Raw genomic sequence first — 25,363 nt, 5'->3', positions numbered from 1 at the left:
GTGTCTGCCGCCCACGTATCGCCACCGTGCGCGTTGGGTGAGGCTGTGTAAAGTTGCGGCGAACGCTTGCAAAGCCGCCTCCAGAATCATTTGGGGCAAATAGTGGACGATGCGCTGGTGCCATATGCCCTGATTGCTATTGATTGTGTAGCGTTTTCAGTCCTCCAAGGGCTGTCCGTGCCCCAGCGGCCCGGCGCCAGGGTGGCGACCGCCGACAATGGCGGGTTCCGTGTCCGTGTCGTTGTTCGCAGCGACCCCAACCAAAGGTTTTCCGTGTTCAAGAACATGATCGTGTACCGCATTGCTCCGCAATGGCAGGTCGAGTTGACGCAAGTGGAAGAAGCGCTGGCCAAGGCCCCTTTCCAGGAATGTGGCGCCACGCAGGAGAAGTCGCTGGGCTGGGTGCCCCCCCGGGGTGAATTGCATGGCCCCCTGGTCGAATCGGTGGGCGGGCAGTGGATCCTGCGCTTCATGGTCGAGACCAAGGTGCTGCCCGGCAGCGTGCTGGCGCGCAAGGTCAAGGAGAAGGCCGAACGCATCGAAAAGGAAACCGGCCGCAAGCCCGGCAAGAAGGAAAGCAAGGAGCTCAAAGACGAGGCCAAGCTGGACCTGCTGCCCATGGCCTTCACCAAACAAGGCTCGATGTGGATCTGGATCGATACGGCCTCGCGCCTCTTGGTGCTGGACACGTCCAGCCAGGGCCGCGCCGATGAAGTGGTGACCCTGCTGGTCGAATCGCTGCCCGGCCTGTCGGTGTCGCTGCTCGACACCCAGACCAGCCCGCAGGCCGCCATGGCCCACTGGCTCAAGGAGCAGGAGCCGCCCGTGGGCTTCACGGTGGACCGCGAGTGCGAATTGAAAAGCGCCAACGAAGAAAAAGCCGTGGTGCGCTACGCCCGCCACCCACTGGACATCGAGGAGGTGCAGGCCCACATCGACGCCGGCAAGCTGCCGACCAAGCTCGCCCTCACCTGGGACGACCGCGTGAGCTTCATGCTCACCGAAGGCCTGCAGATCAAGAAAGTGTTGTTCCTGGACACGGTGTTTGAAGGCACCAAGGCAGACGATGGCGGCTTTGACACTGACGTGGCGATCGCCACGGGCGAACTGGTCAAGCTGATTCCGGACCTGATCGAGGCGCTGGGAGGAGAGTCGGAGAGTGGGGTGGCAAGCGCAGCGCAGGCCGTGGCCAGCGACCGGGCTGAAACTGCTCCAGCGGCATCACGGCCACCGATGGCTGCACCAGCACCCTCTGCCCCGGCGCGCAAAGTGGCTGGGGGTGGCGCGGTGACCGGTCCCCGTGAAGTGCCCGTCGATACCGACCCGGACTCGGCACCGTTCTGACACCGTGGCCCGCCGGGCCATGGTGGCTTCACCGGCTGCGGCCGCAGGCGGCATCCACCAACGCCGCCAGTTCACGCACATAGGTGTCTTCAATGCCCAGCACCTCGCACTGCTGTACCAGCTGCTCCAGGTAGTCCCGGTTGCTGCCAATGCGCCCACAGGCGGTGGCAATGGTTGCGGCCGTGGCCTGCAGGGACAGGTCGCCCCGGTAATGGGCGTGGGCCGTGTTGGCGACCAGCACCAGCGCCTGCACCTCGCCTTGTGGCGTTGGTAACGGCAGCAGTTGCGGACAGTAGGCACCCGTGATCATCTCGCGCCGCCACAGCATGCGGGACTCGTCCTCCACCAGCGGTGCCGGAATGCGGAATGCGAGGCCCTCGCAGCCCACCTGATCAGCGTCGTTCGTGCGCTGCAAGGTCAGCACCAGGCCCGGGCAATCGGGCGTGCCCCGGCCGATGGTGGTGCTCAGCGCAAAGCGGCGTGCAAAGCCGGGCAAGCAGGCGCGGCGCACTTCGCCAAAGTGAAAGCCGGGGTTCCACATCAGCGAGCCATAGGCAAACACCCACAGATCCTGCTGCTGTGCCGTGATGGCGGCAAGTACCTCGCGGCGGGATTGCTCAACCTCGATATCTGGCAGGCGCCAGTGGGCGGGCAGGCCCTGGTAGCGCGCCTGGGCGTCCCACTCGGCCAGCACCTCGTCGGTGAGGCGCAGGCCCGAGGCATGGGCGGGGGTCAGCCGGCCTTGCAGCTCAGGCAGGTGAAGGAAGGCTATGTCGGGGGTCATGGGGCCAGTTCCATGCGTTGGGGTGACGTGTTTCAACGCCGCGCCAGGTCAAACACCAGCACCTCGGCGTGGTGGCCCTTGTGCAGGGCCAGCGAGTTTTCGCCGTCCAGCAAGACGCCATCGCCACCAGACAGCGCGATGCCGTTGACCTGCACCGCCCCCCGCGCCACGTGCACATAGGCCAGGCGTTCAGGGTTCAGCACTTGGGTGGCGGTTTCGCTGCCATCCAGCAGGCCTGCCCAGATGGAGGCGTCGGCGTTCATGCTCACCGAGCCGTCTTCTCCCCCGCGCGAGGCAATGCGCACCAGGCGGCCCCGGCGGTCTGCGGGCGGGAAGTGTTTTTGCGCGTAGCTGGGGCGTATGCCGGTGAACAGCGGTTTGATCCAGATCTGCAGGAAATGGGTGGGTTGGTCGGCCAGCGCATTGAACTCGCTGTGGCGCACGCCCCAGCCTGCGCTGATGCGCTGCACGTCGCCCGGGTGCAGGATGCCGGTGGGAGCCGCCACCGAATCAGCCCCTGGCGCCCCCGAGGCCGCTGGGGCCCCAGGTTGTTGGCCGGCACGTTCGTGCAGGTTGTCCTGGTGAGCGAGGGCGCCGTCGAGCACATAGCTCACGATCTCCATGTCGCGGTGCCCGTGTGTGCCAAAGCCTTTGCCGGGCGCCACCGTGTCGTCGTTGAGCACCAGCAGATTGCCATGGCCTTGGTGGCGCAGGTCAAAGTAGTCGCCAAACGAAAAGCTGTGGGCGCTGTGCAGCCAGCCGGTGGAAGACCGGCCCCGTTCGGAGGAGGGACGGACGGTGATCATGGCCTGGTTGCTGGGGTGCCCGTCCCCGCGTTGCGCCGCAGGGGCCAGAGAGTGCGTGGAGCCGTGTAGGTGGTCGTCGCCATGGCGTCACTCTAAGGGCCGACGGGTTCGCCATCAATGGCTGGCGGCTCAACTCACTGTTCCGCGATTCAGTCCAATGCTGTGGGTCGGGGCGTTCACCCAGCCCGACCCTTGCACAAGGAGCGTGTCGTGCGGAAGGTCGAACCGTCGATCAGGCCAGCAGCAGGGCTGCCAGCATCAATGCACCGCCCACCGCCACGAGCGTCCATGAAGACTGCTGCTTCACAAAAACAAAACTGCTAGGGTCGTTGGGCATGTAGGCGGTCTCGACCGGGCGATGGGCCTTGAATTCGGCCAGGATCTCTTCCGGGAAGCTGTGTTTCACCACCATTTGCTGGCCGCTGTCGGTCTGGTAGTGGAACTCGGCGGTGTAGGTGGAAGAACCGCTTTTCTTGAACTCTGTGTACTGCGTGATGGGCTCGACCACGGTGTGTTTGCCGAGCTTGAGCGTTCTGGAAAGCTCGGACCGCTCCTGCATTCCAAAAGCAACGAACACGACCCCGGCGAGGACGCCCGCGATTTTGAACAGCAGCTTGCCTTGTTGGCGTGATGGCTTCATACCCTCTCTCCCTCCGTTTTGGCGGGAGTGTAAGGGCTTTGCTTGAAGACAAGAAAGCGGCTGCCGGCGATGCAGTTGCGCTTGCGTTACCGCCCCACAAACTGCGGGCTCTGGCGCTGGTGAAACGCCTCCACCCCCGCGCGGAAGTCTTCGGTGCCCGCGCAGTGCACAAAGGCGCCCTTTTCAGCGGCCAGTTGCTCTGGCAGCGTGTGGTCCATCGACGCGCGCATCAGGCGCTTCATCGCACCGTAGGCCAGTGTGGGGCCGCTGGCCAAGCGCTGGGCGAGGGCGGTGGTGGCACTGTCCAGCTCGGCGCCGGGCACCACGCGGTTGACGAGGCCCAGGCGCAGCGCATCGTCCGCGGTGAAGGCCTCGCCCAGTAACGCAATCTCCAGCGCTTGGCGCAAGCCCACGATGCGCGGCAGCGCCCACGATGCACCCACGTCGCAGCTGGTGCCGAGGTTGATGTAGGCCAGGTTGAAGCGTGTGCCTTCTGCAGCGATCACATAGTCGGCCATCAGCACCAGGCTCAACCCCGCGCCGGCGGCCGCACCGTGCACCTGCGCGATGACGGGCGCGTTCATCTGCGCCAGCAGCAGCAGTGCCTGGTTCAGCGGCGTGAGGATGTCGATGGCGCCCTGCACCGGGTCGGCGCGCAGCGTGGCCAGGTCGCCCCCGGCCATGAAGCCCCGGCCGTTGCCACGCAGCACCACGGCCCGCACACCGGGGTCGGCAGCGATGGCCTGCACGGCGGCGAGGAAGGCATTGGCCATGGGCACGTCGATGGCGTTGAGTGCCTCGGGCCGGTTGAAGCGCAGCGTGGCGATGGCGCCGTGGCGCTCCAGCAGCAGGGGCGGCTGTGGGGCGGGCGCGGACGGTGCGGTAGCGGCTGCTGCAGGGTCTGTGGCGGTATTTTTCATGTCCAATCCGCTTCAAGCGCTAGTGGATATTGCGCTATCAGCTCCTGTTTTAATAGTGAATAGGTCCCCATGCGCTGAGCCCTGGGCTATTGGTACAGCGCCTCGATCTCGGCCGCGTAGGTCTTGTAGATGCTTGCGCGGCGCACTTTCATCGTTGCGGTCACCTCGCCGTCGTCGTGGTCCAGTTCCTTGGTGAGCAGGTGGAACTTGCGGATCTGCGAGACCTGCGCGAGGCGCTGGTTGCCCTGGTTGATTTCGGCGTCAATGAGACCGCGCACCTCCGGGTGTTCCACCAGCGAGCGGTAGTGCGTGAACGGAATGCGCCGCGCCTCGGCCCACTTGCCCACGGTCTCGTAGTCGATCATCACCAGTGCACCGACAAACTTGCGCGCCTCGGCCACGATGATGCATTCCTTGATGAAGGGGCTGCCCTTCATCGTGTTCTCGATTTCGGACGGCGTGAGGTTCTTTCCGCCGGCCGTGATCATGATGTCCTTGAGGCGGTCCACGATCTTGATCTGGCCTTGCTCTTCGCGCACCACGTCGCCCGTGTGCAGCCAGCCATCCACGATGCTGCTGGCCGTGGCCTCGGAGTTCTTGTAGTAGCCCGCAAACACCATGTCGCCTTTGAGTTGCAGCTCACCGTCGTCGGCAATGCGGTGCTCCACGCCCAGCGTGGGCACGCCCACGGTGCCCACCACCACATGATCGAGCCGGTGGCCCGTGACCATGCCGGTCGATTCAGTGAGGCCATACACCTCGATGAGCGGCACGCCCAGCACGCGGAAAAAGCGCACCACGTCGGGCGGAATAGGCGCGGCGCCGGTGAGTGCCACATGGGCATTGCGCAGGCCGATGAAGTTCTGCAGCGCGCGGAACACCAGCCAGTAGCTGGCGGCATACGTGAGCTTGTCGGCAGCGCTCCAGGCACTGCGCGGCTTCTCGGCCAGCGGCTTGCAGGCGTTGTAGGCCTTGTGGAACAGCGCGCGGCGCAGGTCACCAGTCTCTTGCAGCTTGATGTGGATGGCGGCGTGCAGCTTTTCCCAGATGCGCGGCACGCCCAGGAACATGGTGGGAGCAACCTCGCGCAGGTCTTCCTGCACGGTGCGGATGGATTCGCCAAAGTTCACCTGCGAGCCGATGTACACGGGAACAAAGCTGGTCAGCATCTGCTCGGCCACATGGCACAGCGGTAGGTATGACAGGTGGGTGGTCTCGCGCGACAGTTCCAGCCGGTCCACGATGCCGGGCACCACGCCCCGGATGTTGCGGTACGAAATCATCGCGCCCTTGGGCTTGCCGGTGGAGCCCGAGGTGTAGATCATCAGGCCCACATCGTCGAGCCGCTGGCGTGCCAGGGCATCGTCGATGACCGCCTGTTGGCCCGACGCCGCGCCCAGCTGCTCCACCTCGTCAAAGGTGGTGATGAACTGGCGCACCTCGGGCGCAAAGCTGCGCAGGCCCTTGGTCTCCATGACCACGATCTTTTTCAGGCGCGGCAGCTCGGGCAGTGCGGCCAGCAGCTTGTCGGTCTGCTCCTGGTCTTCGCAGACCATGATCTCGATGTCGGCATGGCCGACCACATAGGCCACCTCGTTGGTGGGACTGGTGGGGTACACACCCACCGTCACGGCGCCCACCAGGCCCGCGCCCATCTGGGCCAGCACCCATTCGATGCGGTTCTCGGAAATCACGCCCACATGCCCGCCCGCAGGCAGGCCCAGCGCCTTGAGGCCCAGGCCGAAGTGGCTGGCGCGCTGGTGGTACTGCGCCCAAGTGAAGGGCTTCCAGATGCCGAAGTCCTTTTGCCGGATGGCGATGCGCTGCGCGTCGGTGCGTGCGCGATCACGCAGCATCTGGGGCAGGGTGAGGTCGGGGAGCGTCATGACAGCCATCTCTTGCGGCGCTTGTAGTGTTTGATGTCCTTGAAGCTCTTGGCCTCGCCGCCACCACCCATGCCCAGATAGAACTCGCGCACATCCGGGTCGTTGGCCAGGCGTTCTGCCGTGCCGTCGATCACGATCTTGCCGTTCTCCATGATGTAGCCCCGGTGCGCCACGGCCAGCGCCACGGTGGCGTTCTGCTCCACCAGCAGCATGCTGGTGCCCCGCTCGGCGTTGATGCGCGCGATGATGGTGAAGATGTCTTCGACCAGCTTGGGGCTGAGGCCCAGTGAGGGCTCGTCGAGCAGGATGAGCTGGGGCTGCGCAATCAGCGCGCGGCCAATCGCCAGCATCTGCTGCTCGCCACCCGACAGGTACCCGGCCAGGCCCTTGCGCCGCTCATGCAGACGCGGAAAGTAGCTGTAGACCAGGTCGAAATCCGGCGTCGCATCCTTGCGCCCCGTGAGTGCATAGGTCGCTGCCACAAGGTTCTCTTCGACCGTGAGGTCTTCAAACACGTGGCGGCCTTCCATCACATGGCTCAGGCCGCTGCGCACCAGCTGCTGCGGGGCCACGGCGGCCGTGGGCTGGCCATTGAAGTGGATGCTGCCGCTTTCGACCACACCATCCTCCAGCGCCAGCAGGCCCGAGATGGCCTTGAGCGTCGTGCTTTTGCCCGCCCCGTTGCTGCCCAGCAGCGCCACGATCTGCCCCCGCGGCACGGCCAGCGACAGGCCGCGCAGGGCCTGCACCACCTTGTTGTAGATGACCTCGATGTTGTTGACTTCGAGGACGTGGGCCGGGGTTGGCTGGGTCATGGCAACAGCAAGGTCAGAGCTTGATCCAGTCGGAGGCGGCGACCATCTTCTGGGCCTTCATATCTGCGCGGTACACACGCCCCACGGGGATCGAATTGCCGCTGATGGTGATCGGCACGCCGATCAGGCCGCCCGTGTCGAAGTCCTTGATGGAGTTGAGCGCGGCCTTGAGGTTGGCTCCCGTGAGCGGCTTGCCCGCATCCAGGCAGCGTTTGGCCGATTCGGTGAACAGCATGGCGGCCAGAAAGCCCTGGATGTAGGCCGTGCTCTGGTACTCGGGGCGCATGGCACGGATCTTCTCCAGCATGGGCGCCTTCTCGGTGTCGTAGTAGTAGCGGTAGGGCATCACGCCCATGAAGCCGTCGGCGGCGTCGCCCATCTTCATGACGGTGGAGCTGTCCATGGTCCAGAACGTGCCCATCCACTTGCTGGTCATGCCCTGTTGCTTGCCCTGGGTGATGAACTCGGGGATGGGCGCGAGGATGTAGCCGTGGAAGATGGTGTAGTCGGGCGCCGCGCGGCGCAGCTTGATGACCTCGCCCGACACGTCCACGCTGCCGGCAGGCGTCATGATCTTGATGGGCACCGACAGGCCGAGCTTCTTGGCTTCGGCCTCGCTTTTCTCGATGGGGTCGCGGCCGAATTCCGAATCGGAATAGACGAAGGCGACCTTGGCGCCGGGCTTTTCCTTGGCGATGTGCTTGAGCAGAATGCCGAACATCTCGGTGTAGTCGGGGCCGACCAGGAACTGGTTGGGGTACTTTTTGGGGTCGTTGAGTTCGGTGGCAAACGATGCGCCGGCCATGAGGATGTTGCCGTTGCGGTCCAGCTCGGGATTGATGGTCTTGGAGAAGCCTGTGGAGTCGCCGTAGTACAGGTTCACCTTGTTCTGGCTGGTGATCTTCTTGAACGCCGCTACCGACACATCGACCTTGTAGCCCGTGTCTTCGGGCACGTACTTGACCTTGCGGCCCTTGATGCCGCCCGCGTCGTTGAGCATCTTCACGTAGTCGCCCATGCCCGCGTTGATGCCGACCCCCGCAAACGCGAACACGCCGGTGAGCGGGATGGAGCCGCCGATCACGATCTCTTCAGCGCCTTGTGCCAGCACCGACAGCGGGCTGGTGAGGGCAGCGGCGCCAGCGGCCCCGAGCAAGAGTTGGCGGCGCTGGATGGAAGTGCGTGGTGTGTCCATAGTTGTCTCCATTTGATTTAGTTGCGGAAGGGCCAGAGATGGAAGAAACGGCGGATGCGCCGCCACACTTCGGCCAGGCCATGGGGCTCGAAGACGAGAAAACCGATGATGAGCAGGCCAAAGATGACCGTGCGCACGGGCGAGAGGAACACCGTGAGTTCGCTGCCACCCGGCAGCATGTCCACCACGAGCTTGAGCAGCTCGGGCACCATGGTCATGAACACCGCGCCCAGAATGCCGCCCAGGATGGAGCCCATGCCGCCGACGATGATGGCCGCCAGGAAAAAGATGGACAGGAGCAGCGGAAAACTCTCGGGCGTGACCACGCGAAAGAAGTACGCCCACAGCCCGCCTGCCACGCCCGCGTAAAACGACGACAGACCAAACGACAGCAGCTTGTAGCGCAGCAGCGGAATGCCCAGCACCTCGGCCGAGATGTCGCGGTCTCGAATCGCGATGAACGCACGGCCCACGCGCGTGCGAAACAGGTTGGCCGCGCTCAGCAGCATCAGGATCGTGACCGGCACGATGAGCCAGTAGAGGCGGAACGAGGTGTCGAGCGCCATGCCGAACAGCTTGGCGGGCGGCACGCTCAGGCCGCCGGTGCCACCGGTGAACTTCCAGTTGGCAAAGATGAAGTGCGCGATGAACGACGCGGCAATGGTGGCAATTGCCAGGTACAGCCCCTTCACGCGCAGCGAAGGGATGCCCACCACGATGCCACCCAACATGGCGACAAAGCCACCGGCCAGCAGGTTGAGGACAAAGGGCATGCCCACCTTGGTTTCCAGCACGGCCACGGTGTAGGCGCCCAGGCCCATGAAGGCCGCTTGCCCCAGGCTGACGAGGCCCGTGTAGCCCGTGAGGATGTTGAGGCCTGTGCTGCTTGCCACATTGATGCTGACCAGGCAGGCCAGGTACAGCCAGTAGTCGCTGGCCATGAAGGGGAACAGCACCAGCAGCGCAGCGCCCACGGCCAACCACACTTTTTGCGTGCGCGAGTCGAACAGCGCCGCGTCGGCGATGTAGGTTTCCTTGAGGGTTCCGATGCGCATGGGGTCGGCCTTACAGTCTCTCGATTTCGTGGGTGCCGAACAGGCCGTACGGCCGCACCAGCAGCACTGCGACCAGCACGATGAAGGTGGCCAGCAGCTTGTATTCGCCGCCCAGATAGGCCCCGGCCAGCGCCTCGATTAGGCCGATGAGGATGCCCCCGACGAGCGCGCCCAGCACGCTGTCGAGCCCGCCCACGATGACGACCACCAGCACCGACAGCCCGAACACGCCCATGCTGGACGAGATGCCGCCAATCGAGCCCACGATGATCCCGGAGATGGCTGCCAGCATGGCCGAGGCCACCCAGGCCAGCGAGAACACACGCGGCACGTTGATGCCCACCGAGTACGCGGCCGCCTGGTCGCTGGCCGTGGCGCGCAGAGCCACGCCGCCGCGCCAGAAGCGGAACACCACCAGCACTGCCGCGATGAACAGGATGGCAATCAACGCGCCCCAGAACACCTTGGGCGCGAGGAAGGCATCCCCCACCACGATGGGCTGCGTGGGCATGAAGTCGGGCAGGCGGCGCTGATCGGCCGTCCATATCATTTCGACCAGACCGACCAGCACCGAAGCCAGGCCCACGGTGACCATGAACACGGAGATCGGTGGCTCGCCCAGCAGCGGGCGGATCATGGTGCGCTCGATCACTGCGCCCAGCAAGCCTGTGCCCAGCACCGCAGCCGGGATGGCGAGCCACAGCGGCAGTGCGAACATCGATGCAAAGGTGAAGAACAGGTAGGCGCCCACCATCAGCAGCTCGCCAATGGCGATGTTGACTACGCGGGTGGCCTTGTAGACCATGACGAAAGCCAGTGCGGCCAGTGCGTAGAGACCGCCACCGGCGATGCCGGTGAGGCTGATCTCAAACAGGTAGGCCCAGTCGAAGTTGCCAGTCATGCGGTGCTCACCCCCTGCAGCTTGGCGCGCAGGTCGCCCACATCGCCCGTGCCCAGGTAGGCGCGGATGACCTCGGGGTTGGCCTGCACGGCGGCGGGTGTGCCCTGGGCAATGACCTGGCCGAAATTGAGCACCACCACGTGGTCCGACAGGTCCATCACCATGCCCATGTCGTGCTCGACCATGAGCACTGTCACGCCCCATTCTTCGCGCACATCGAGGATGAAGCGCGCCATGTCTTCGGTCTCTTCGCGGTTCATGCCGGCCACGGGCTCGTCCAGCATCAGGATCTGCGGCTGCATGGCGAGGGCCCGGGCCATCTCCACGCGCTTTTGCAGGCCGTAGGGCAGGGCCGAGACGGGTGCGTGGCGGATGTGGTCGATTTCGAGAAAGTCGATGATGCGTTCCTCGATGTCGCGGCGCAGTTCGGCCTCTTCGCGGCGTGCGCGGCCCAGGTAGAACAGTGCGTCGAGCACGTTGGTCTTGAGGTGCGCGTGGCGGCCGAGCTTGATGTTGTCGAGCACTGTCATGCCGCGAAACAGCGCGATGTTTTGAAAGCTGCGGCCCAGGCCCAGCTTGGCGCGCTGCGGTGCGGGCACGCGGGTGATGTCTTGCCCCTGAAAGCGGATGGAGCCCTGGCTGGGCCGATAAAAGCCCGAGATGGTGTTGAACAGCGAGGTCTTGCCCGCACCGTTGGGGCCGATGACGGCGGTGATGGAGCCAGGCAACACATCGAACCCCACGCCGGTCAGCGCCTTCACGCCACCGAACGCCAGGGTCACGCCCTGCACCTGTAGCAGGGGCGTGGCAGCAGCGGGGCCGGAAGGGGTTGTCTCCATTGGCTTTCTAATACGGGTTGACTGCAGCTTTTGACAGAAATTTCGATGGAACCCAGCGCAAATTTCCTACTTGTGCGTAAACTGTTTACTCGCAAGTAGATTCTGGAAGCCGCGACCCTCATCAGCATCCGTACTTTCCCGAGGAACTGCCATCCATGCCCCACGCCAAAGTGGCAATCCGCCGCCGCAGCGCCACCCCCACCGCCGCAGCGCCGTCTTCTGCACCCGCTGCCAAACAGACCAAGCTGGCCAAGCCGGTCAAAAAAACCGCGAAGGTTGAGTCGGCCCCAGCCGCCCCTGCGCCAGCCCCGACCGCTGCGGCGTCTCCGTGGCCCCCGGTGTCGCACCGCGAGCGTCAGCGCGAGGCCAAGCGCAATGCGGTGCTGCAGGCGGCGGCCCAGCTGTTCAACGAACGCGGCTTTCACGCGACCTCGCTCGACGACATCGCCGCGCGCCTGAACGTGACCAAGCCCACGCTGTATTACTACGTGAAAAACAAGGACGAGATCCTGCTGCAGTGCGTGAGCAAGGGGCTCACGATGATGCTGGAGGGGATTGACGCTTCGCGCGCTGCGGGCGGCAAGGCCATTGACCAGCTCATGACCTGCATGCAGGTGTATGCGCGCATCGTCACCATGGACTTCGGCATGTGCCTGATCCGCGTGGGCGACGAGCAGCTGCCCCCCGAAAGCCGCAAGGAACTGCGGCGCCTGAAGTCCGCCATCGACCAGGAGTTCCGCCGCCTGGTGGCCGAGGGCGTGGCCGAAGGATCGCTGCAGCCCTGCGACCCGAAGATGACGGCCTTTGTGATTGCCGGAGCGCTCAGCTGGATCGGCCGCTGGTACCAGCCCGATGGCGAATACACGCCCGAGCAGGTGGCGCAGCAGTGCATTGCGACGCTGTGTGATGGGGTGTTGCGGCGGCCTGGGCAGACTCCGGTGTCAACGGCCGAGGCGGGGACTGCGCCTGCGCTGCCAGCACGCCGCAAGGCGGCTGTTGGCAAAGCCAAACCCCCTGCGCGGTCGGCGGGCGCCTGAAGGGCTTGGCAGCGCAGGTTTCAAGCAAAAACTGCCCCAAGCGCCAGTGGAATATGCGCAAGCAGCTATTGATTTGGTAGCGTTTTGCGCAAGGCCCGGGGTGCGTGTTGCTCTGCCTGCCCGGAGGCCAGGTCGTCCAGGATGGGGCAGTCCGGCCGGTCGTTGCCCTGGCAGCAGGACACCAGCGTTTGCAGGCTGCGCTGCATGGCCTGCATCTGGGCGATGCGTTCGCTCAGGTCGTCGATGTGCTGTTGCGCGATGCGCTTGACCTGGCTGCTGGCGCGGCTGCGGTCGTGCCACAGGCCCAACAGTTCGGCGATTTCTTCCATCGAAAAGCCCAGGTCGCGGCTGCGGCGGATGAAGTGCAGGGCGTGCACGTCGGCCTCGGTGTACTGGCGGTAGCCGCTATCGGTGCGCGCCACACCGCTGATGAGGCCCAGCGATTCGTAGTGCCGCACCATGCGTGCCGAGATGCCGGCGCGCCGGGCGGCGACGCCGATGGGCACGGGCCAGGCGATGGCGCGGGGCGCTGCGGCCTTGGTGCGCGCAGTCGACGCGGTATTGACGGACTGGGGCGTGGTCATGGTGTGGCCCTCGTTGTGTGGCGGCGCGGCGCTCAGAGGCAAAAGACTTTCGGCCTCTCAGGCCGCGACGGTGTAGCCTTCTTCGGCAATGGCGGCGGCCAGGGCTTCGCGGGGGGCGGTGCTGTCCACGTCCACCTTGCCGCTGGCGCGGTCGATGCGCACCTGGGCGTTGGGGTCTACCTGCTGCACGGCCTGGGTGACGGCGCGTTCGCAGTGGCCGCAGGTCATGCCCTGTACTTGGAAGGTTGTGGTGGTGGTTGCCATGGGGTGTCCTTGTTGGGTTTGGAAATGTGGCCGTGGATGCGACCGAAGCGAATGTTGAAGCTTGACATCGTGGCAGAGTCAAACACCGCTCAAGACACTCATGATGTGAGGGTTGATCAATATCAATGCTTGACCTTGCCATCACGTCAAGGATCAGCATCCCGGCCATGAACACCATCACCACCCCCCTCAACACCGCGCCCGGGTCTGTGCACTCGCTGGACCTGGGCATTTCTGGCATGACCTGTGCAAGCTGCGTGGGCCGTGTGGAGCGCGCGCTGCGCAAGGTGCCGGGCGTGCAGGAGGCCTCGGTCAATCTGGCGACCGAGTCTGCGCGCATTGCCTTTGTCACGCAGGTAGGCGCCGACGCTGCCGCCATGGAGGCGGTGCTGCGGCGCGCGGTGCGCAATGCGGGCTACGAGCCGCGTGCGGCGGGGCAGGGGGACGCGCCTGAGGACTTGTCGTCCTGGGCCGGCTTTATGCCCGTGGGCATTGGCCTGCTGCTGTCGGCGCCGCTGGTGCTGCCGATGATCGGCGACCTGTTCGGCCAGCACTGGATGCTGCCGTCCTGGGTGCAGTTTGTGCTCGCCACGCCGGTGCAGTTCATCCTGGGGGCACGGTTTTACAAGGCGGGCTGGCATGCGGCCAAGGCGCTGAGCGGCAACATGGACTTGCTGGTGGCGCTGGGCACCAGCGCGGGTTGGGGCCTCTCGATGTGGCTGTGGCTCACGGCGCCCACGGACCACCCGGGGCATGTGCCGCATCTGTACTTTGAGGCCTCGGCCGTAGTGGTCACGCTGGTGCTGCTGGGCAAGTGGCTGGAGGCGCGCGCCAAGCGCCAGACCACGGCGGCCATCCGTGCGCTGCATGCGCTGCGGCCCGATGTGGTGCATTTGCTCACCAAGCAGGGCGAGGTGGATGTGCCGGTGTCGGAAGTGCTGGTGGGCGACCAGCTGGTGGTGCGGCCGGGCGAGCGCATCCCGGTGGACGGCACGGTGCACGAGGGCCACACGCAGGTGGATGAATCGATGCTGACCGGTGAACCCCTGCCGGTGGCGCGCGATGTGGGCGCGGCGCTGACGGGCGGCTCGATCAACGGCGATGGCCGCATCGTGATGGCGGTGACGGCCGTGGGCGCTGAGACGGTGCTGGCCCAGATCATCCGGCTGGTGGAAGACGCCCAGGCGGCCAAGGCGCCCATCCAGCGGTTGGTGGACCAGGTGTCGGCCATTTTTGTGCCGGTGGTGCTGGTGGTGGCGCTGGTGACCCTGGCGGGCTGGCTGGCCATGGGCGCTGGGCTGGAGGCGGCGCTGATCCACGCCGTGGCCGTGATGGTGATTGCCTGCCCCTGTGCGCTGGGGTTGGCCACGCCCGCAGCCATCATGGCGGGCACGGGTGTGGCGGCCAAACACGGCATCCTCATCAAGGACGTGCAGGCGCTGGAGCTGGCGCACAAGGTGGACACGGTGGCCTTTGACAAGACCGGCACGCTGACCGTGGGCCAGCCCCGGCTCACGGCGTTTGAGGTGGTACCGGGTCTTCATGAGGCGGCAGTGATGGCAGCCGTGGCGGCGGTGCAAAGCGGCAGCGAACACCCGCTGGCGCGCGCAGTGGTGGCGGCTGCAGGCGAGCGGCAGATTAACGTGGCCACCGCGCAGGACGTGCGCGCCGTGCCCGGGCGCGGCACCGAGGGCGAGGTGGACGGCCAGAGCTACCTGGTGGGCAGCCTGCGCTGGATGCAGGAGCTGGGTGTGGGCCTGGGCCCGTTGTCAGACCGCGCGGAAGCGTTGCAACGCGAAGGCGCCACGGTGTCCGCCGTGGCCCAACGGGTCACGGAAGGGTTGGCGCTGCGGGCATTGATGGCCTTTGGCGACGAACCCAAGCCGGGTGCGCGCGAAGCGCTGGCGGCGCTCAAGGCGCGTGGCATCCGCACGGTGATGGTGTCGGGCGACAACCGGGGCGCGGCCGAGGCCATGGCCCGGCGCCTGGGGCTGGACCCAGCGGCGGGCGAGGTGATGGCCGAGGTGCTGCCGGGCGACAAGGCCGCCAAGGTGGCGGCGCTGCAACAAGGGCCCGATGGCAAGCACCATGAGCGCCGCCGGGCCGCCCCAAGGCGCGAAAGCCCCCTCGGGGGGCAGCGACCCAGCGCAGCGGCGGAGCGTGGGGGCCATATTGTGGCGATGGTGGGCGACGGCGTTAACGATGCCCCGGCATTGGCTGCGGCCGATGTGGGTATGGCGATGGGTAACGGGACTGATGTGGCCATGCACGCAGCGGGCATCACGCTGATGCGCGGCGACCCGATGCTGGTGGCAGCGGCGCTGGATATTTCGCACCGCACGGTGATGAAGATCCGCCAGAACCTGTTCTGGGCGTTTGCATACAACGTGGCGGGCATTCCGCTGGCGGCGCTGGGTTACCTGAACCCGGTGGTGGCGGGGGCGGCCATGGCGCTCAGCTCGGTCAGCGTGATGGCGAATGCCCTCTTACTCAAGCGGTGGCGCATGTGATAAATACGTACAGCACGGTCATCGATGTCTGGCAAACTGCAACGATTTGTTGCGAATCCGTGGCCTCGGGGGAGGTGCGGTCACCGCATCGGCATAGCTATATCAAGGACGACAGATCATGAATCTCTTCTCGCTCATGCGGCAGTTCACCATACGTTTGCGCATGCTGGGTGCCATTGGCGTGGTGCTGGGCCTGCTGGGGCTGCTGGGTGGCGCGGGCATGCTGGGCATGTTCCGTATCAACGACATGAGCCAGAACTTCATGGACCATTCGTTCGCCAAGGTGAGCAGCATGGCCGAGCTGCGGGGCGAGATGGGGGCCATCCGCCAGTACGAGAAGGACATGATCATTGGCTACGAGAAGCCCGAAGCCGTGAAGGCTGCCCATGCCAAGTGGGTGGAGAGCCAGGACAAGGCCAAGAAGATTGCCAACAAGTTCCTGGAAGGCGGGGAAGACTCTGACAACGCGGTGGTGCGCAACATCGTCAAGCGCCTGGACAGCTATCGCGAGCTGTTTGCGCACGTGGCGCGCCAGCTGGAGGCGGGCGGCTACGACACCGCCACCATTGCCAACCGCATGAGCGGCAAGGCCGTGGCCGAGTTTGCCGAGGCCGACAAGCTGATGGCCGAGCTGGACTCGGTGCTGCGCGCCGAGGTGTCCAAGTCGGTGGCGCAGCAGAGCGAGGTGTCCAACCAGACCAAGTGGCTGTTTGTGCTGGCGGTGCTGATCACCGTGGTGGTGGTGGTGCCCACCACGCTGATGAACATGAACTCCATCTGCAAGCCCCTCGAAGAAGCACGCAAGATGGCCCAGGCCATTGCGGGCGGCGACCTGTCGCAGCACATTGCTGCCGAGGGCAAGGACGAAGTGGCCGACCTGCAGCGCGCGCTGCGCGACATGCAGCAAGGCCTGAGCGCACTGGTGGCGCAAGTGCGGGATGCCAGCGGCAACATCGCCACGGCCAGCCAGGAGATCGCCACGGGCAACCAGGACCTGTCGCAACGCACCGAGCAGACGGCCAGCAATGCGCAAGAAGCTGTGTCTTCTCTGTCGCAGCTCACGTCCACGGTGCAACAGACGGCGTCGTCGTCGCAGATGGCGAACCAGCTGGCCGCGTCGGCCTCGCAGATGGCCACCCACGGTGGCGGTGTGGTGCAGCAGGCCGTGGCCAGCATGCATGAGATTTCGACATCGAGCCGAAAGATCGGCGACATCATCGGCCTGATCGACTCCATTGCCTTCCAGACCAACATCCTGGCGCTGAATGCGGCCGTGGAAGCGGCCCGCGCAGGCGAGCAGGGCCGGGGCTTTGCGGTGGTGGCCAGCGAGGTGCGCAGCCTGGCGCAGCGCAGTGCGGCGGCGGCCAGCGACATCAAGGGCCTGATCCAGAGCAGCGTGACGGCCGTGGACGGCGGCGTGCGCCACGTGGAAGAAGCGGGCACGGCCATGAAGGACATCGTGAGCAGCGTGCAGCGCGTGGGCGACATCATCGGCGAGATCACGGCCGCAGCGTCCGAGCAATCGGCCGGCATTGGCCAGGTGAACAGCTCCGTGGGCGAGATCGACCGCATGACGCAGCAGAACGCGGCGCTGGTGGAAGAGTCCGCCGCCGCTGCCGAGTCGCTGCGCGAGCAGGCCGCGCGCCTGTCGCACGTGGTGCAGCAGTTCCGTCTGGCCGAATCGGCCGGTGGCTATGGCCACGGCGGCGCAGTGGCTGCCCCCTATGCAGACCAGGCGCCCCAGGCGCTGGCTGCAGGCCCTGCGCAGGCACGCCTGACGCACTGACCGCGCCAGGCCTTTCCTTTCGACGAGCCCCGCAGGCCTGGTCTGCGGGGCTTTTTTGTGGGCGGCGCTGCCCGGCGGTTTATTGACCTGCGTCATGGGCGCACCGGGGAGCGCGTGGCACCCTTGGGGCCTTGTTGAACCTGGGGAGTGCGCCATGCCGTCGATCAGTCTGCGAACCATTCGCGAGGAGCATGCGTCGCTCGCAGCGGTGCTGCACTCGCTGCGCCTGATGCTGGACCAGGGCCCGGGTGACGAGCCCGCTGCGTTCTTTGACGTGATGCGGGCGATGCTGTTCTACATCGATGAGTTTCCCGAGCGGCAGCACCACCCCAAGGAGTCGCAGTGGCTGTTCCCCAAGGTGGCCGAGCGCTCACCCCAGGCGGCCGAGGCCATCGCCCAGCTGGAGCGAGACCATGCCGGCGGCGAGGCCGCGGTGCGCGAGCTGCAGCACCTGCTGCTGGGCTGGGAGCTGATGGGCGATGCGCGCCGCGAGGCGTTTGCGCTGGCGCTGGAGCGCTACATCCGCTTTTACCTGGAGCACATGCGCCTGGAAGAAACCGTGGTGCTGCCCGCCGCGCAGGAGGCCCTGCAGCCGGGCGACTGGACCGCCATCGACGCGGCCTTTGCCAGCAACACCAGCCCGCTGGCCCCGGGCAAGCCGCGCGATGCGGCGTATGACCGGCTGTTCACCCGCATCGTGATGCGCGCGCCGAGCCCGATCGGGCTCGGTTCACCCTCTTGAGCGGCTGCGCCGCTCGGTGGGGACTCAGGCGCTTAGCGCCGGGTAGTCCGTGTACCCCTCGGCGCCACCGCCGTACAGCGTGGCGCGGTTCACCTCGTTGAGCGGGGCGTTGGCTTTCAGGCGCGCCACCAGGTCGGGGTTGGCGATGAAGGGGCGGCCAAAGGCCACGATGTCGGCACCGTTGGCCAGGGCGGCATCGGCCAGTTCGCGCGTGTAGGCGTTATTGACCATCCAGGCACCCTTGCCACCCGCTGCGCGGTAGGCGGCCTTGAGGGCGGCGTAGTCAAACGGGCGGCCTTCCACTTCGCGCGGGCCGCCGGTGGCGCCTTCGATCACGTGGATGTAGGCAAGGCCCAGGGGCGCCAACTGGCGCACCACATGGTCGAACAGCGGCTGCGGATCGGCGTCCACGATGTCGTTGGCGGGGGTGACGGGCGACAGGCGGATGCCGGTGCGGCCGCCGCCGATTTCCTCGACGATGGCGCGGGTCACTTCCAGCAGCAGGCGAGCGCGGTTGGCAATGCTGCCGCCGTAGTCGTCGGTGCGCTGATTGGCGCCGGTCTTGAGGAACTGGTCGATCAGGTAGCCGTTGGCTGCGTGGATTTCCACACCGTCAAAGCCCGATGCAATCGCGTTGCGTGCGGCGTGGCGGTAGTCCTGCACGATGCCGGGGATCTCTTCGGCATCGAGTGCGCGGGGCATCGAGGTGGGTGTGAAGGTGGGCACGCCGTCTTTGATGAGCACGGTCTTGGTGTTGGCCTGCACGGCCGAGGGTGCGACGGGTGCAGCGTTGCCCGGCTGCAGGTCGGTGTGCGAGACACGGCCCACGTGCCACAGCTGCACCACGATCTTGCCGCCGGCGTCGTGCACGGCGCGGGTCACCTTCTTCCAGCCGTCCAGCTGCTCGGTGCCATAGAGGCCCGGCACATCGGCATAGCCCTGGGCTTGCGGGCTGATGGCCGTGGCTTCGGAAATGATGAGACCGGCACTGGCGCGCTGCGCGTAGTAGGTGGCGACCAGGTCGGTGGGGATGGCCTCGGGCGAGCGGTTGCGCGTGAGCGGCGCCATGGCAATGCGGTTGGCCAGCTGGAGGTCGCCCGCGCGGGTGGGTTCAAACAAAGAGGTCATGGTGAGAAGTCCTGGAGAAAGGCGATGTGCCAAAAAAAGCAGGCCTGCAGCTTAATGCTGCAGCGCAAAACGTGCAGCACACTGGCGTCAACAAGGGCTCCGGTTTTGTGTTAACCCCGTGCTGTCCTGGCGGCGCAAGCGGCGCGGATGCGGTTGCATGAGAATGGACCGCCATGCCCTCGCCACCGCCACTCGCATCCCTTTCCATCTCTCCGTTGCGTAGCCTGTGGCTCGCCGTGGCCCTGTCGATGGGGGCCGCCATTTCGCTGGGCATCACGCGGTTTGCCTATGCCTTGCTGCTGCCGCCCATGCGAGAAGACCTGGGCTGGTCGTACACGCTGGCAGGGGGCATGAACACGGCGAATGCGCTGGGCTACTTGCTGGGCGCTCTGGCCACGCCCTGGCTGTTGCGGCGCGCGGCCCCTGGGGCGGTGCTGTTGGTGGGCGCCGTGATGGCCACGGTGTTCATGGGCCTGAGCGGGTTTTTCACGCAGCCAACGCCCTTGCTGGCGCAGCGCCTGCTGGCCGGCGGGGCCAGTGCGCTGGTGTTCATTGCCGGGGGCTTGCTCGCGGCGCGGCTGGGTGCGCAGGTGCCGGGGCGCAGCGGATTGCTGCTGGGCCTGTACTACGGCGGCACGGGCTGGGGCATCAGCCTGTCGGCCTTGCTGGTGCCTGCGGTGCTGGCAGCGGCCCCCGCACCGCACAGCTGGACCTGGGCCTGGTGGGCGCTGGCGTTGGCCTGCGTGGCGGCCACGCTGGCGCTGCTGTGGCCGGCGCGCGTGTTGAGCGGACTGGCTGCACCTGTGGCTGCTGCATCCGGGACCACACCGTCGGCTGCAGTGCCCGACCACGTGCGCTGGCGGGCCTTGGCCCCTGCGCTACTGGGTTACGGCCTGTTTGGCGTGGGCTACATCGGCTACATGACCTTTGTGGTGGCGCTGCTGCGCGAGCAGGGCCGGGGTGCGGGCGAGGTGACGCTGTTCTACGCCCTGCTGGGGCTGGCCGTGGTGCTGTCGTCGCGCATCTGGGCCGGGCTGCTGGACCGCAGCCGGGGCGGTGAGGCGCTGGCGCGCCTGAATGCGCTGCTGGGCGTGGCCACCATCCTGCCCGCCATCACGGGCGCGTGGCCGGTGGTGCTGGCCTCGGGGCTGCTGTTTGGCGGGGTGTTTTTGTCGGTGGTGGCATCGACCACGGCGCTGGTGCGGCACAACCTGCCGCAGGCGCTGTGGGCGAGCGGCATCAGCGCGTTCACCATCGTGTTTGCGGCCGGGCAGATCGTGGGGCCCACGGTGGTGGGCTGGATCGCCGACGGGCCCGGGGGCCTGGCGCGTGGGCTGGTGTTCTCGGCCTGCGCGTTGTGGGTGGGGGCGCTGGTGGCGTGGCGGCAGCGCCCCTTGTAGCCCCAGCCTTACTTCAGCAAGCCCTCGGCCTTCATGGCCGCCTGCACTGCGGGGCGGGCGCCCACGCGTTCGCGGTAGGCCGCCAGGTTGGCCAGGCCGGAGATGTCGAGCTTGGTGGGTTGCGTCCAGTTGGTCACGGTGAACAGGTAGCCGTCGGCCACGGTGAACTGGTCGCCCATCAGGTACTGCTTGCCGGCGAGCTGGCTGTCCACCCACTGCAGGCGCTGCAGCAGGCGCTCGCGCACCATGGGCTTGTAGTCTTCCGGTGTGGCGGGGTTGAACAGGGGGCTGAAGCCCTTGTGCAGCTCGGTGCCGATGAAGGTCAGCCACTCTTGCAGGCGGTAGCGCGCCAGGGTGCCGTTGGCGGGGGCCAGCTGCTTGTCGGGCACTTGATCCGCGATGTACTGCACGATGGCGGGGCCTTCGCGCAGGCGCTCGCCGTTGTCCAGCTCCAGCAAGGGCACGTAGCCCAGGGGGTTGATGCCGTAGTAGTCGGTGCCGTCCTGGAGCTTGTGGCTCTTGGTGCTGGCCAGCACGGGGGTGTGGGCCAGGCCGGCTTCGTGCAGGGCGATGTGGGGCGACAGGGAGCAGGCGCCGGGGGAGTAGTAAAGCTTCATGGATCGGTCCTTGAAAACGGTCGGAAACCGCCGATCCTATGCGCTGCGCAGCTTTCTTGCTGGCCGCCTACGCTGCACAGGCCCCGGAGGCGGAAACTGGCACGGCCCAAGTCAGTGCCGCCGTGCGAGGGCCGCCCCGCCGCACGGGCGGCGTCCCCCTGGGGGCTGAGGGCCGCGGCTCCAAGCCTGCCCGCGCAGGCTTGGACGTGACCGAAGAGCTGGCGCCTCTGGCGGCGGCACCGAGGCGCCGAAGGCGACACAGGGGGTTAGGTGTCGTAGCCCGGCAGGTCGCGCTGCACCTTGCGCAGCAGCGCGGGCCAGGCAAAGGCACCGCCCAGGCCGCCGGTCTGCACGCGCATGGCCTGGGCCACGCCGCTCACGATCTGCGGGTTCACCTGCGTCAGTTCGCCGCCAGCCTGCGCGTCGATCTGGATGCGGCAGGTGTTCTCGAAGGTGTACATGGACAGGAAGGCGTCGGCAATGGTCTTGCCCACCGTCAGCAGCCCGTGGTTGCGCAGCATAAGGAAGTTGGCATCGCCCAGGTCGGCCTGCAGGCGCGGCTTTTCCTCGTCGCGGAAGGCCACGCCTTCGTACTCGTGGTACGCCAGCGAGCCCAGCACAAAGGTGCTTTGCTGGCTGATGGGCAGCACGCCGCCCTTTTGCGCGCTCACGGCCACGCCAGCGCGGGTGTGGGTGTGCAGCACGCAGCCCGCCTCGGGCCGCGCCTCGTGCACGGCGCTGTGGATCACGAAGCCTGCGGGGTTCACTGGGAAGGGCGATTCGTGCAGCTTGTTGCACTGCATGTCCACCTTGATCAGGCTCGAAGCCGTGATCTCGTCGAACATGAGGCCGTAGGGGTTGATGAGGAAATGGTGTTCGCCCGGGCCCGACACCGACTCGGGCAGCTTGGCGCTGATGTGGGTGAAAACGAGGTCGCTCCAGCCGTACAGCGCTACGAGCCGGTAGCAGGCGGCCAGATCGCAGCGCAGCTGCCATTCTTCAGGGCTGACGCTGCCCTGCAGCGAGGGGATGTTGAGCATGGGTGGGTGTCTCCGGTGTTGTGGATGGGAACACACCACTGTAGGGCGGGGCGGTGGCCGGGTCTGTCAGGCAGGCTACACCCGTGGCCATGTGTCGGATGTTTGTGCTTCACTATTGATAGCAATGAAGGCATTATCTACTGGCGCTACCAGCCGTTTCTCCCCGATTTTTGGTGTCTGTCGTCTTAGGCAGGCTCCACGGGCCGATGTGTCTTCCACCGGCCCGTACCCCTCATCTGCCAGCGCTCAGCCGGCCTGCGGGATCGGGGCGCGCATGCCCGCGTTCAGCAGGTTCCAGGCGTTGATGACGGCGATGGCAAAGCCCAGGTCGGAAATCTCGGCGTCGGAGAACAGGGCCTTCAGCTTGGCGTATTCGTCATCGCTCGCGTCGCTGTGGGGCGTGGCGGTAATGATCTCGGCCCAGCGGAAGGCGGCGCGTTCGCGTTCGCTGAAGAACGGCGCCTCCCGCCAGCCGGCCACGGCGTTGAGGTGGCGCGGGTCGGCGCCGTCCTTGACGAGCGCGCTCCAGTGCATGTCCATGCAGTAGGCGCAGCCGTTGATCTGCGAAACGCGCAGGAACACCAGCTCGGCCAGCCGGGTGCCCAGCGGGCCTTTCTTGATGGTTTCAGAGACGTTGACCAGGCCCATGAAGGCCTTGGACGACAGTTGGTGGTAGGGCAGGCGGGCGCTGTGTTGCGACATGGAAATCTCCTGGGTGATGGCAAAGGGTTGTTGATGACGGTGGTGAAAGACGGCGCTGGTGCGGGGCCTTGTGGCGATGTCGCCATGTGGCTGCATTGCCGTCTTCCATACCCATCAAGACGCTGCGCCGTGCCGGGTTGTGACAGGAGGCGTTTGTTTTTTCTCCCCAGGCGCGCTTGCCGGGGCCGCCTGCGCAGCGGTTCGCGCGAGCAGCGCTGTGCCCGTGTCTTTACAGCGGCAGCGTGGCGGGGATGCCCGCCAGCTTGTCCGGGTTGCGCACCGCGTAGATGGCCACGATGCGCTCGCCATCGGTCACAAACGCCTGGGCCGACTCGATGCGCCCGTCCACGTAGCGCAGCAGGCCCGGCTCGCCATTGATGAGCGCCATGCGGTAGACCACCTGTGCGCCCAGGCGCCGGAACAGCGCCCAGTACAGGTTGGTGATGCGAAACGGCCCCACCAGCGGCTTGGGGAATGAGGGCACCACACCGCCGCCATCGCCGATGAGCTGGGCGTCTTCGCTCAGCAGCGCCTCGATGGCGTGGCGGTCACCGCTCTGGGCGGCTTTCATGAAGCGTTGCAGCAACTGGTGGTGCACCGCCTGCGGCACCTCGAAGCGGGTGCGCGCCTGCTGCACACGCTCGCTGGCGCGGTGCACCATCTGGCGGCAACTGGCCTCGGTCTTGCCCAGCTGGGCGGCGATCTCCGGGTAGTCGTAGTCGAACACCTGGCGCAGCAAGAAGGCCGCGCGCTCCTCCGGCCCCAGCCGCTCCAGCACGTACAGAAAGGCCACCGACAGCTCGCCCGCCAGCTCGGCGGCCGACTCGGGCGTGTGCGCGTCCAGCTCCACCAGCGGCTCGGGCAGCCACCAGCCCACATAGGCCTCGCGCTCGGCCTTGAGCGCGCGCAGCCGGTCAATGGACAGCCGCGTGACGATGGTCACCAGCCAGGCCTCGGCCGACTGCAGGGTGCTGGCGTCGGTGCGGCTCCAGCGCAGCCAGGCGTCCTGCAGCACATCCTCGGCATCGGCCCGCACGCCCAGCATGCGGTAGGCAATGCCAAAGAGGCGAGGGCGCAGGGTGGTGAAGGGGTCGGTGGTGGTCATGGCAATGGCGGCGTTGGAGTGCTTCAGTGAAGCACAGACGGCGCATACCTGCAGTTTGTGACAGCCTCGCTTGCAACTACTATTTTGATAGCTGCTGGCGCATGTGGCACTAGCGCTTGAGGTCACTTTGGGGCTTGAAACACCTGCATTGCTTCTCGGGGCCCCGCAAGACCGGCTATGAGCGCGGGGCCGGTTGCGTGAGCGATTCCAGCTGCGACAGGTAGTGCAGGGCCTGCGCCTGGTTGCTGCCGCACATCTCGGCAGAGGGCATCAGCCCTGCGCACACCGCCGGGCGCTCGGGTCGGCCAAAGATGCGGCAGCGCGCATCGTCCCCCAGCTGAATGCAGCGCACCCCGGCCGGTTTGCCCTGGGGCATGCCGGGGATGGGCGAGCTGATGGAGGGGGCGGTGCAGCAGGCGCCGCAACCGGGGCGGCAGTCCACGGGCGGGCCGCCTTATTGACCGCCAGCAGGCTGCAGGCGGCTGGCACCCCACAGCACTTGGTCCACCACGGCACGCACGCGGTCGCGGTGCGCTGGCTGGATGAGGTTGCCGCTGTCGTCAAACGCGCTGCCGGCCGAGCCCAGGGCAAACGCCTTGGGTGCCAGCCAGCATTCCGCATTGATCAGCAGGGGAGCCAGGTGGCTCTGCGAGCGCAGGCCGCCCAGGGCGCCGGGCGAAGCGCTCAGCATGCCCACGACCTTGCCGCGAAAACTCTTGCCGCCGTCTTGCCAGTCCGGGTTGCCCTTGACGGGGCTGGAGGCCCAGTCGATCGTGTTCTTGAGCAGGGCGGTGTAGCTGCCGTTGTACTCGGGCGAACAGATGATCCAGGCCGGGTGTTGCCAGAGGATTTCCTTGAGGCGAATCACATCGGCGGGCGTGCCCTGGGCTTCGAGGTCGGCGTTGTACAGCGGGATGTTGAAGTCCGACAGCTCCATCAGCGTGACGTTGGCCCCCGCATCGCGCGCGATGGCGGCGGTGGCGTGGGCCAGTTTGCGGTTGAAGGACTGTTGGCGGGTACTGCCCGCGAAGATGAGAAGTTGGGTGGTCATGCAGACCATTGGAGCACAAAGCCGGGGCAGGAATACTGCAAGCTGCCGTTCGCCGGCGCGTGCGGGGAGTGCTTGTTTCACGTGGAACATCTGCCCCAGGCACCAGCTGTCTGCTGCGCTGCCGGCGCATGGTGTAGCCGCTGTGCCCCGGGCTTTGCACAAAAAGCATGCAAAGGTGGGAAAATCGCGGGTTTCCCCTTGCACCCTTGCTG

25 protein-coding genes are annotated in these 25,363 nt (G+C 66.3%); 6 read left to right on the top strand and 19 right to left on the bottom strand.

The window, feature by feature from the left end; genetic code table 11:
* Positions 1–273: 273 nt before the first annotated feature.
* Positions 274–1,344 carry a recombination-associated protein RdgC gene (locus ACODSM_RS00830; protein ID WP_488804013.1) on the top strand — a complete coding sequence of 357 codons (1,071 nt, stop codon included), beginning with the start codon at positions 274–276 and terminating at the stop codon, positions 1,342–1,344.
* Positions 1,345–1,372: 28 nt separating this feature from the next.
* Here ACODSM_RS00830 and ACODSM_RS00825 read toward each other — a convergent pair whose 3' ends face one another.
* The 10 genes from ACODSM_RS00825 to ACODSM_RS00780 form a co-directional block, all read right to left on the bottom strand.
* The gene (locus tag ACODSM_RS00825) at positions 1,373–2,128 is read right to left on the bottom strand and encodes a gamma-glutamylcyclotransferase (RefSeq protein WP_488804012.1); all 756 of its coding nucleotides are present in this window, start codon (positions 2,126–2,128) and stop codon (positions 1,373–1,375) included.
* Positions 2,129–2,160: 32 nt separating this feature from the next.
* The gene (locus ACODSM_RS00820; protein WP_488804011.1) at positions 2,161–2,934 is read right to left on the bottom strand and encodes a pirin family protein; all 774 of its coding nucleotides are present in this window, start codon (positions 2,932–2,934) and stop codon (positions 2,161–2,163) included.
* A gap of 232 nt (positions 2,935–3,166) precedes the next feature.
* Positions 3,167–3,574, bottom strand: coding sequence for a hypothetical protein (locus ACODSM_RS00815; RefSeq protein WP_488804010.1), 408 nt, complete (start codon positions 3,572–3,574; stop codon positions 3,167–3,169).
* An 86-nt stretch (positions 3,575–3,660) separates the two neighbouring features.
* Positions 3,661–4,494: an enoyl-CoA hydratase/isomerase family protein gene (locus tag ACODSM_RS00810; RefSeq protein ID WP_488804009.1), complete on the bottom strand. Its 834-nt coding sequence runs from the start codon at positions 4,492–4,494 to the stop codon at positions 3,661–3,663.
* An 86-nt stretch (positions 4,495–4,580) separates the two neighbouring features.
* Positions 4,581–6,380, bottom strand: a complete 1,800-nt coding sequence (locus ACODSM_RS00805) for an AMP-dependent synthetase/ligase (protein WP_488804008.1) — start codon at positions 6,378–6,380, stop codon at positions 4,581–4,583.
* A complete protein-coding gene (locus tag ACODSM_RS00800) occupies positions 6,377–7,195 on the bottom strand; it encodes an ABC transporter ATP-binding protein (RefSeq protein WP_488804007.1) in 819 nt (272 codons plus the stop codon). The genes ACODSM_RS00805 and ACODSM_RS00800 overlap by 4 nt, the downstream gene beginning before the upstream one ends.
* A 13-nt stretch (positions 7,196–7,208) precedes the next feature.
* Positions 7,209–8,390, bottom strand: coding sequence for an ABC transporter substrate-binding protein (locus tag ACODSM_RS00795; RefSeq protein WP_488804006.1), 1,182 nt, complete (start codon positions 8,388–8,390; stop codon positions 7,209–7,211).
* Positions 8,391–8,407: 17 nt separating this feature from the next.
* Positions 8,408–9,445, bottom strand: coding sequence for a branched-chain amino acid ABC transporter permease (locus ACODSM_RS00790; RefSeq protein ID WP_488804005.1), 1,038 nt, complete (start codon positions 9,443–9,445; stop codon positions 8,408–8,410).
* A 10-nt stretch (positions 9,446–9,455) separates the two neighbouring features.
* Positions 9,456–10,346, bottom strand: a complete 891-nt coding sequence (locus ACODSM_RS00785) for a branched-chain amino acid ABC transporter permease (protein WP_488804004.1) — start codon at positions 10,344–10,346, stop codon at positions 9,456–9,458.
* Positions 10,343–11,185, bottom strand: coding sequence for an ABC transporter ATP-binding protein (locus ACODSM_RS00780; protein ID WP_488804003.1), 843 nt, complete (start codon positions 11,183–11,185; stop codon positions 10,343–10,345). Before ACODSM_RS00780 ends, ACODSM_RS00785 begins: the two co-directional genes overlap by 4 nt.
* Positions 11,186–11,340: 155 nt before the next feature.
* On the opposite strand from ACODSM_RS00780, the gene ACODSM_RS00775 reads away from it, so the two are divergent.
* Positions 11,341–12,222 carry a TetR/AcrR family transcriptional regulator gene (locus ACODSM_RS00775; RefSeq protein WP_488804002.1) on the top strand — a complete coding sequence of 294 codons (882 nt, stop codon included), beginning with the start codon at positions 11,341–11,343 and terminating at the stop codon, positions 12,220–12,222.
* A 65-nt stretch (positions 12,223–12,287) separates the two neighbouring features.
* Here ACODSM_RS00775 and cueR read toward each other — a convergent pair whose 3' ends face one another.
* Together cueR and ACODSM_RS00765 are read right to left on the bottom strand one after the other, a co-directional pair.
* Positions 12,288–12,806 (bottom strand): Cu(I)-responsive transcriptional regulator, encoded by a 519-nt coding sequence (gene cueR / locus ACODSM_RS00770; protein WP_488804001.1) that lies wholly within the window; start codon positions 12,804–12,806, stop codon positions 12,288–12,290.
* Between the two features lie 57 nt (positions 12,807–12,863).
* Entirely contained in the window at positions 12,864–13,070 is a 207-nt protein-coding gene (locus ACODSM_RS00765; RefSeq protein WP_056742486.1) for a heavy-metal-associated domain-containing protein, read from the bottom strand.
* A 167-nt stretch (positions 13,071–13,237) separates the two neighbouring features.
* On the opposite strand from ACODSM_RS00765, the gene ACODSM_RS00760 reads away from it, so the two are divergent.
* The 3 genes from ACODSM_RS00760 (at position 13,238) to ACODSM_RS00750 (ending at position 18,108) form a co-directional block, all read left to right on the top strand.
* The gene (locus ACODSM_RS00760) at positions 13,238–15,580 is read left to right on the top strand and encodes a heavy metal translocating P-type ATPase (protein WP_488804000.1); all 2,343 of its coding nucleotides are present in this window, start codon (positions 13,238–13,240) and stop codon (positions 15,578–15,580) included.
* 118 nt (positions 15,581–15,698) lie between these two features.
* Entirely contained in the window at positions 15,699–17,366 is a 1,668-nt protein-coding gene (locus ACODSM_RS00755) for a methyl-accepting chemotaxis protein (RefSeq protein WP_110960609.1), read from the top strand.
* A 154-nt stretch (positions 17,367–17,520) separates the two neighbouring features.
* On the top strand, positions 17,521–18,108 hold the full coding sequence (locus tag ACODSM_RS00750; RefSeq protein ID WP_488803999.1) for a hemerythrin domain-containing protein: 588 nt from the start codon (positions 17,521–17,523) through the stop codon (positions 18,106–18,108).
* A 24-nt stretch (positions 18,109–18,132) separates the two neighbouring features.
* Here ACODSM_RS00750 and ACODSM_RS00745 read toward each other — a convergent pair whose 3' ends face one another.
* Positions 18,133–19,236: an alkene reductase gene (locus ACODSM_RS00745; RefSeq protein ID WP_110960607.1), complete on the bottom strand. Its 1,104-nt coding sequence runs from the start codon at positions 19,234–19,236 to the stop codon at positions 18,133–18,135.
* A gap of 173 nt (positions 19,237–19,409) precedes the next feature.
* Here ACODSM_RS00745 and ACODSM_RS00740 point away from each other — a divergent pair, with 173 nt between their 5' ends.
* Entirely contained in the window at positions 19,410–20,636 is a 1,227-nt protein-coding gene (locus ACODSM_RS00740; protein ID WP_488803998.1) for a YbfB/YjiJ family MFS transporter, read from the top strand.
* Positions 20,637–20,644: 8 nt separating this feature from the next.
* On the opposite strand, the gene gstA is transcribed toward ACODSM_RS00740, so the two are convergent.
* The 6 genes from gstA to ACODSM_RS00710 form a co-directional block, all read right to left on the bottom strand.
* Positions 20,645–21,253, bottom strand: a complete 609-nt coding sequence (gene gstA, locus ACODSM_RS00735) for a glutathione transferase GstA (protein ID WP_056643538.1) — start codon at positions 21,251–21,253, stop codon at positions 20,645–20,647.
* A 266-nt stretch (positions 21,254–21,519) separates the two neighbouring features.
* Positions 21,520–22,293 (bottom strand): class II aldolase/adducin family protein, encoded by a 774-nt coding sequence (locus tag ACODSM_RS00730; RefSeq protein WP_488803997.1) that lies wholly within the window; start codon positions 22,291–22,293, stop codon positions 21,520–21,522.
* A gap of 246 nt (positions 22,294–22,539) precedes the next feature.
* Complete coding sequence (locus tag ACODSM_RS00725) at positions 22,540–22,995, bottom strand: carboxymuconolactone decarboxylase family protein (protein WP_015011913.1); 456 nt, start codon at positions 22,993–22,995, stop codon at positions 22,540–22,542.
* 229 nt (positions 22,996–23,224) lie between these two features.
* Positions 23,225–24,100 carry an RNA polymerase sigma-70 factor gene (locus ACODSM_RS00720; RefSeq protein WP_116748474.1) on the bottom strand — a complete coding sequence of 292 codons (876 nt, stop codon included), beginning with the start codon at positions 24,098–24,100 and terminating at the stop codon, positions 23,225–23,227.
* 175 nt (positions 24,101–24,275) lie between these two features.
* On the bottom strand, positions 24,276–24,542 hold the full coding sequence (locus tag ACODSM_RS00715) for a YkgJ family cysteine cluster protein (RefSeq protein ID WP_116748475.1): 267 nt from the start codon (positions 24,540–24,542) through the stop codon (positions 24,276–24,278).
* A gap of 12 nt (positions 24,543–24,554) precedes the next feature.
* Entirely contained in the window at positions 24,555–25,151 is a 597-nt protein-coding gene (locus ACODSM_RS00710) for an NADPH-dependent FMN reductase (RefSeq protein WP_295940915.1), read from the bottom strand.
* Positions 25,152–25,363 lie beyond the last annotated feature (212 nt).

Source organism: Acidovorax sp. FG42, from assembly GCF_057809195.1.
The sequence above is the reverse complement of the archived record's forward strand: the minus strand, read 5'-3'. Positions and strand labels throughout refer to the sequence as shown.

What these genes read in the sequence shown, in the direction of transcription:
- ACODSM_RS00785 (WP_488804004.1), bottom strand. Translation starts at nt 10,346, where the DNA reads ATGACTGGCAACTTCGACTGGGCCTACCTGTTTGAGATCAGCCTCACC.
- ACODSM_RS00790 (WP_488804005.1), bottom strand. Translation starts at nt 9,445, where the DNA reads ATGCGCATCGGAACCCTCAAGGAAACCTACATCGCCGACGCGGCGCTG.
- cueR (WP_488804001.1), bottom strand. Translation starts at nt 12,806, where the DNA reads ATGACCACGCCCCAGTCCGTCAATACCGCGTCGACTGCGCGCACCAAG.
- ACODSM_RS00805 (WP_488804008.1), bottom strand. Translation starts at nt 6,380, where the DNA reads ATGACGCTCCCCGACCTCACCCTGCCCCAGATGCTGCGTGATCGCGCA.
- ACODSM_RS00740 (WP_488803998.1), top strand. Translation starts at nt 19,410, where the DNA reads ATGCCCTCGCCACCGCCACTCGCATCCCTTTCCATCTCTCCGTTGCGT.
- ACODSM_RS00730 (WP_488803997.1), bottom strand. Translation starts at nt 22,293, where the DNA reads ATGCTCAACATCCCCTCGCTGCAGGGCAGCGTCAGCCCTGAAGAATGG.
- ACODSM_RS00720 (WP_116748474.1), bottom strand. Translation starts at nt 24,100, where the DNA reads ATGACCACCACCGACCCCTTCACCACCCTGCGCCCTCGCCTCTTTGGC.
- ACODSM_RS00755 (WP_110960609.1), top strand. Translation starts at nt 15,699, where the DNA reads ATGAATCTCTTCTCGCTCATGCGGCAGTTCACCATACGTTTGCGCATG.
- ACODSM_RS00775 (WP_488804002.1), top strand. Translation starts at nt 11,341, where the DNA reads ATGCCCCACGCCAAAGTGGCAATCCGCCGCCGCAGCGCCACCCCCACC.
- ACODSM_RS00795 (WP_488804006.1), bottom strand. Translation starts at nt 8,390, where the DNA reads ATGGACACACCACGCACTTCCATCCAGCGCCGCCAACTCTTGCTCGGG.
- ACODSM_RS00780 (WP_488804003.1), bottom strand. Translation starts at nt 11,185, where the DNA reads ATGGAGACAACCCCTTCCGGCCCCGCTGCTGCCACGCCCCTGCTACAG.
- ACODSM_RS00750 (WP_488803999.1), top strand. Translation starts at nt 17,521, where the DNA reads ATGCCGTCGATCAGTCTGCGAACCATTCGCGAGGAGCATGCGTCGCTC.
- ACODSM_RS00810 (WP_488804009.1), bottom strand. Translation starts at nt 4,494, where the DNA reads ATGAAAAATACCGCCACAGACCCTGCAGCAGCCGCTACCGCACCGTCC.
- ACODSM_RS00820 (WP_488804011.1), bottom strand. Translation starts at nt 2,934, where the DNA reads ATGATCACCGTCCGTCCCTCCTCCGAACGGGGCCGGTCTTCCACCGGC.
- ACODSM_RS00765 (WP_056742486.1), bottom strand. Translation starts at nt 13,070, where the DNA reads ATGGCAACCACCACCACAACCTTCCAAGTACAGGGCATGACCTGCGGC.
- ACODSM_RS00800 (WP_488804007.1), bottom strand. Translation starts at nt 7,195, where the DNA reads ATGACCCAGCCAACCCCGGCCCACGTCCTCGAAGTCAACAACATCGAG.
- gstA (WP_056643538.1), bottom strand. Translation starts at nt 21,253, where the DNA reads ATGAAGCTTTACTACTCCCCCGGCGCCTGCTCCCTGTCGCCCCACATC.
- ACODSM_RS00710 (WP_295940915.1), bottom strand. Translation starts at nt 25,151, where the DNA reads ATGACCACCCAACTTCTCATCTTCGCGGGCAGTACCCGCCAACAGTCC.
- ACODSM_RS00825 (WP_488804012.1), bottom strand. Translation starts at nt 2,128, where the DNA reads ATGACCCCCGACATAGCCTTCCTTCACCTGCCTGAGCTGCAAGGCCGG.
- ACODSM_RS00745 (WP_110960607.1), bottom strand. Translation starts at nt 19,236, where the DNA reads ATGACCTCTTTGTTTGAACCCACCCGCGCGGGCGACCTCCAGCTGGCC.
- ACODSM_RS00760 (WP_488804000.1), top strand. Translation starts at nt 13,238, where the DNA reads ATGAACACCATCACCACCCCCCTCAACACCGCGCCCGGGTCTGTGCAC.
- ACODSM_RS00815 (WP_488804010.1), bottom strand. Translation starts at nt 3,574, where the DNA reads ATGAAGCCATCACGCCAACAAGGCAAGCTGCTGTTCAAAATCGCGGGC.
- ACODSM_RS00725 (WP_015011913.1), bottom strand. Translation starts at nt 22,995, where the DNA reads ATGTCGCAACACAGCGCCCGCCTGCCCTACCACCAACTGTCGTCCAAG.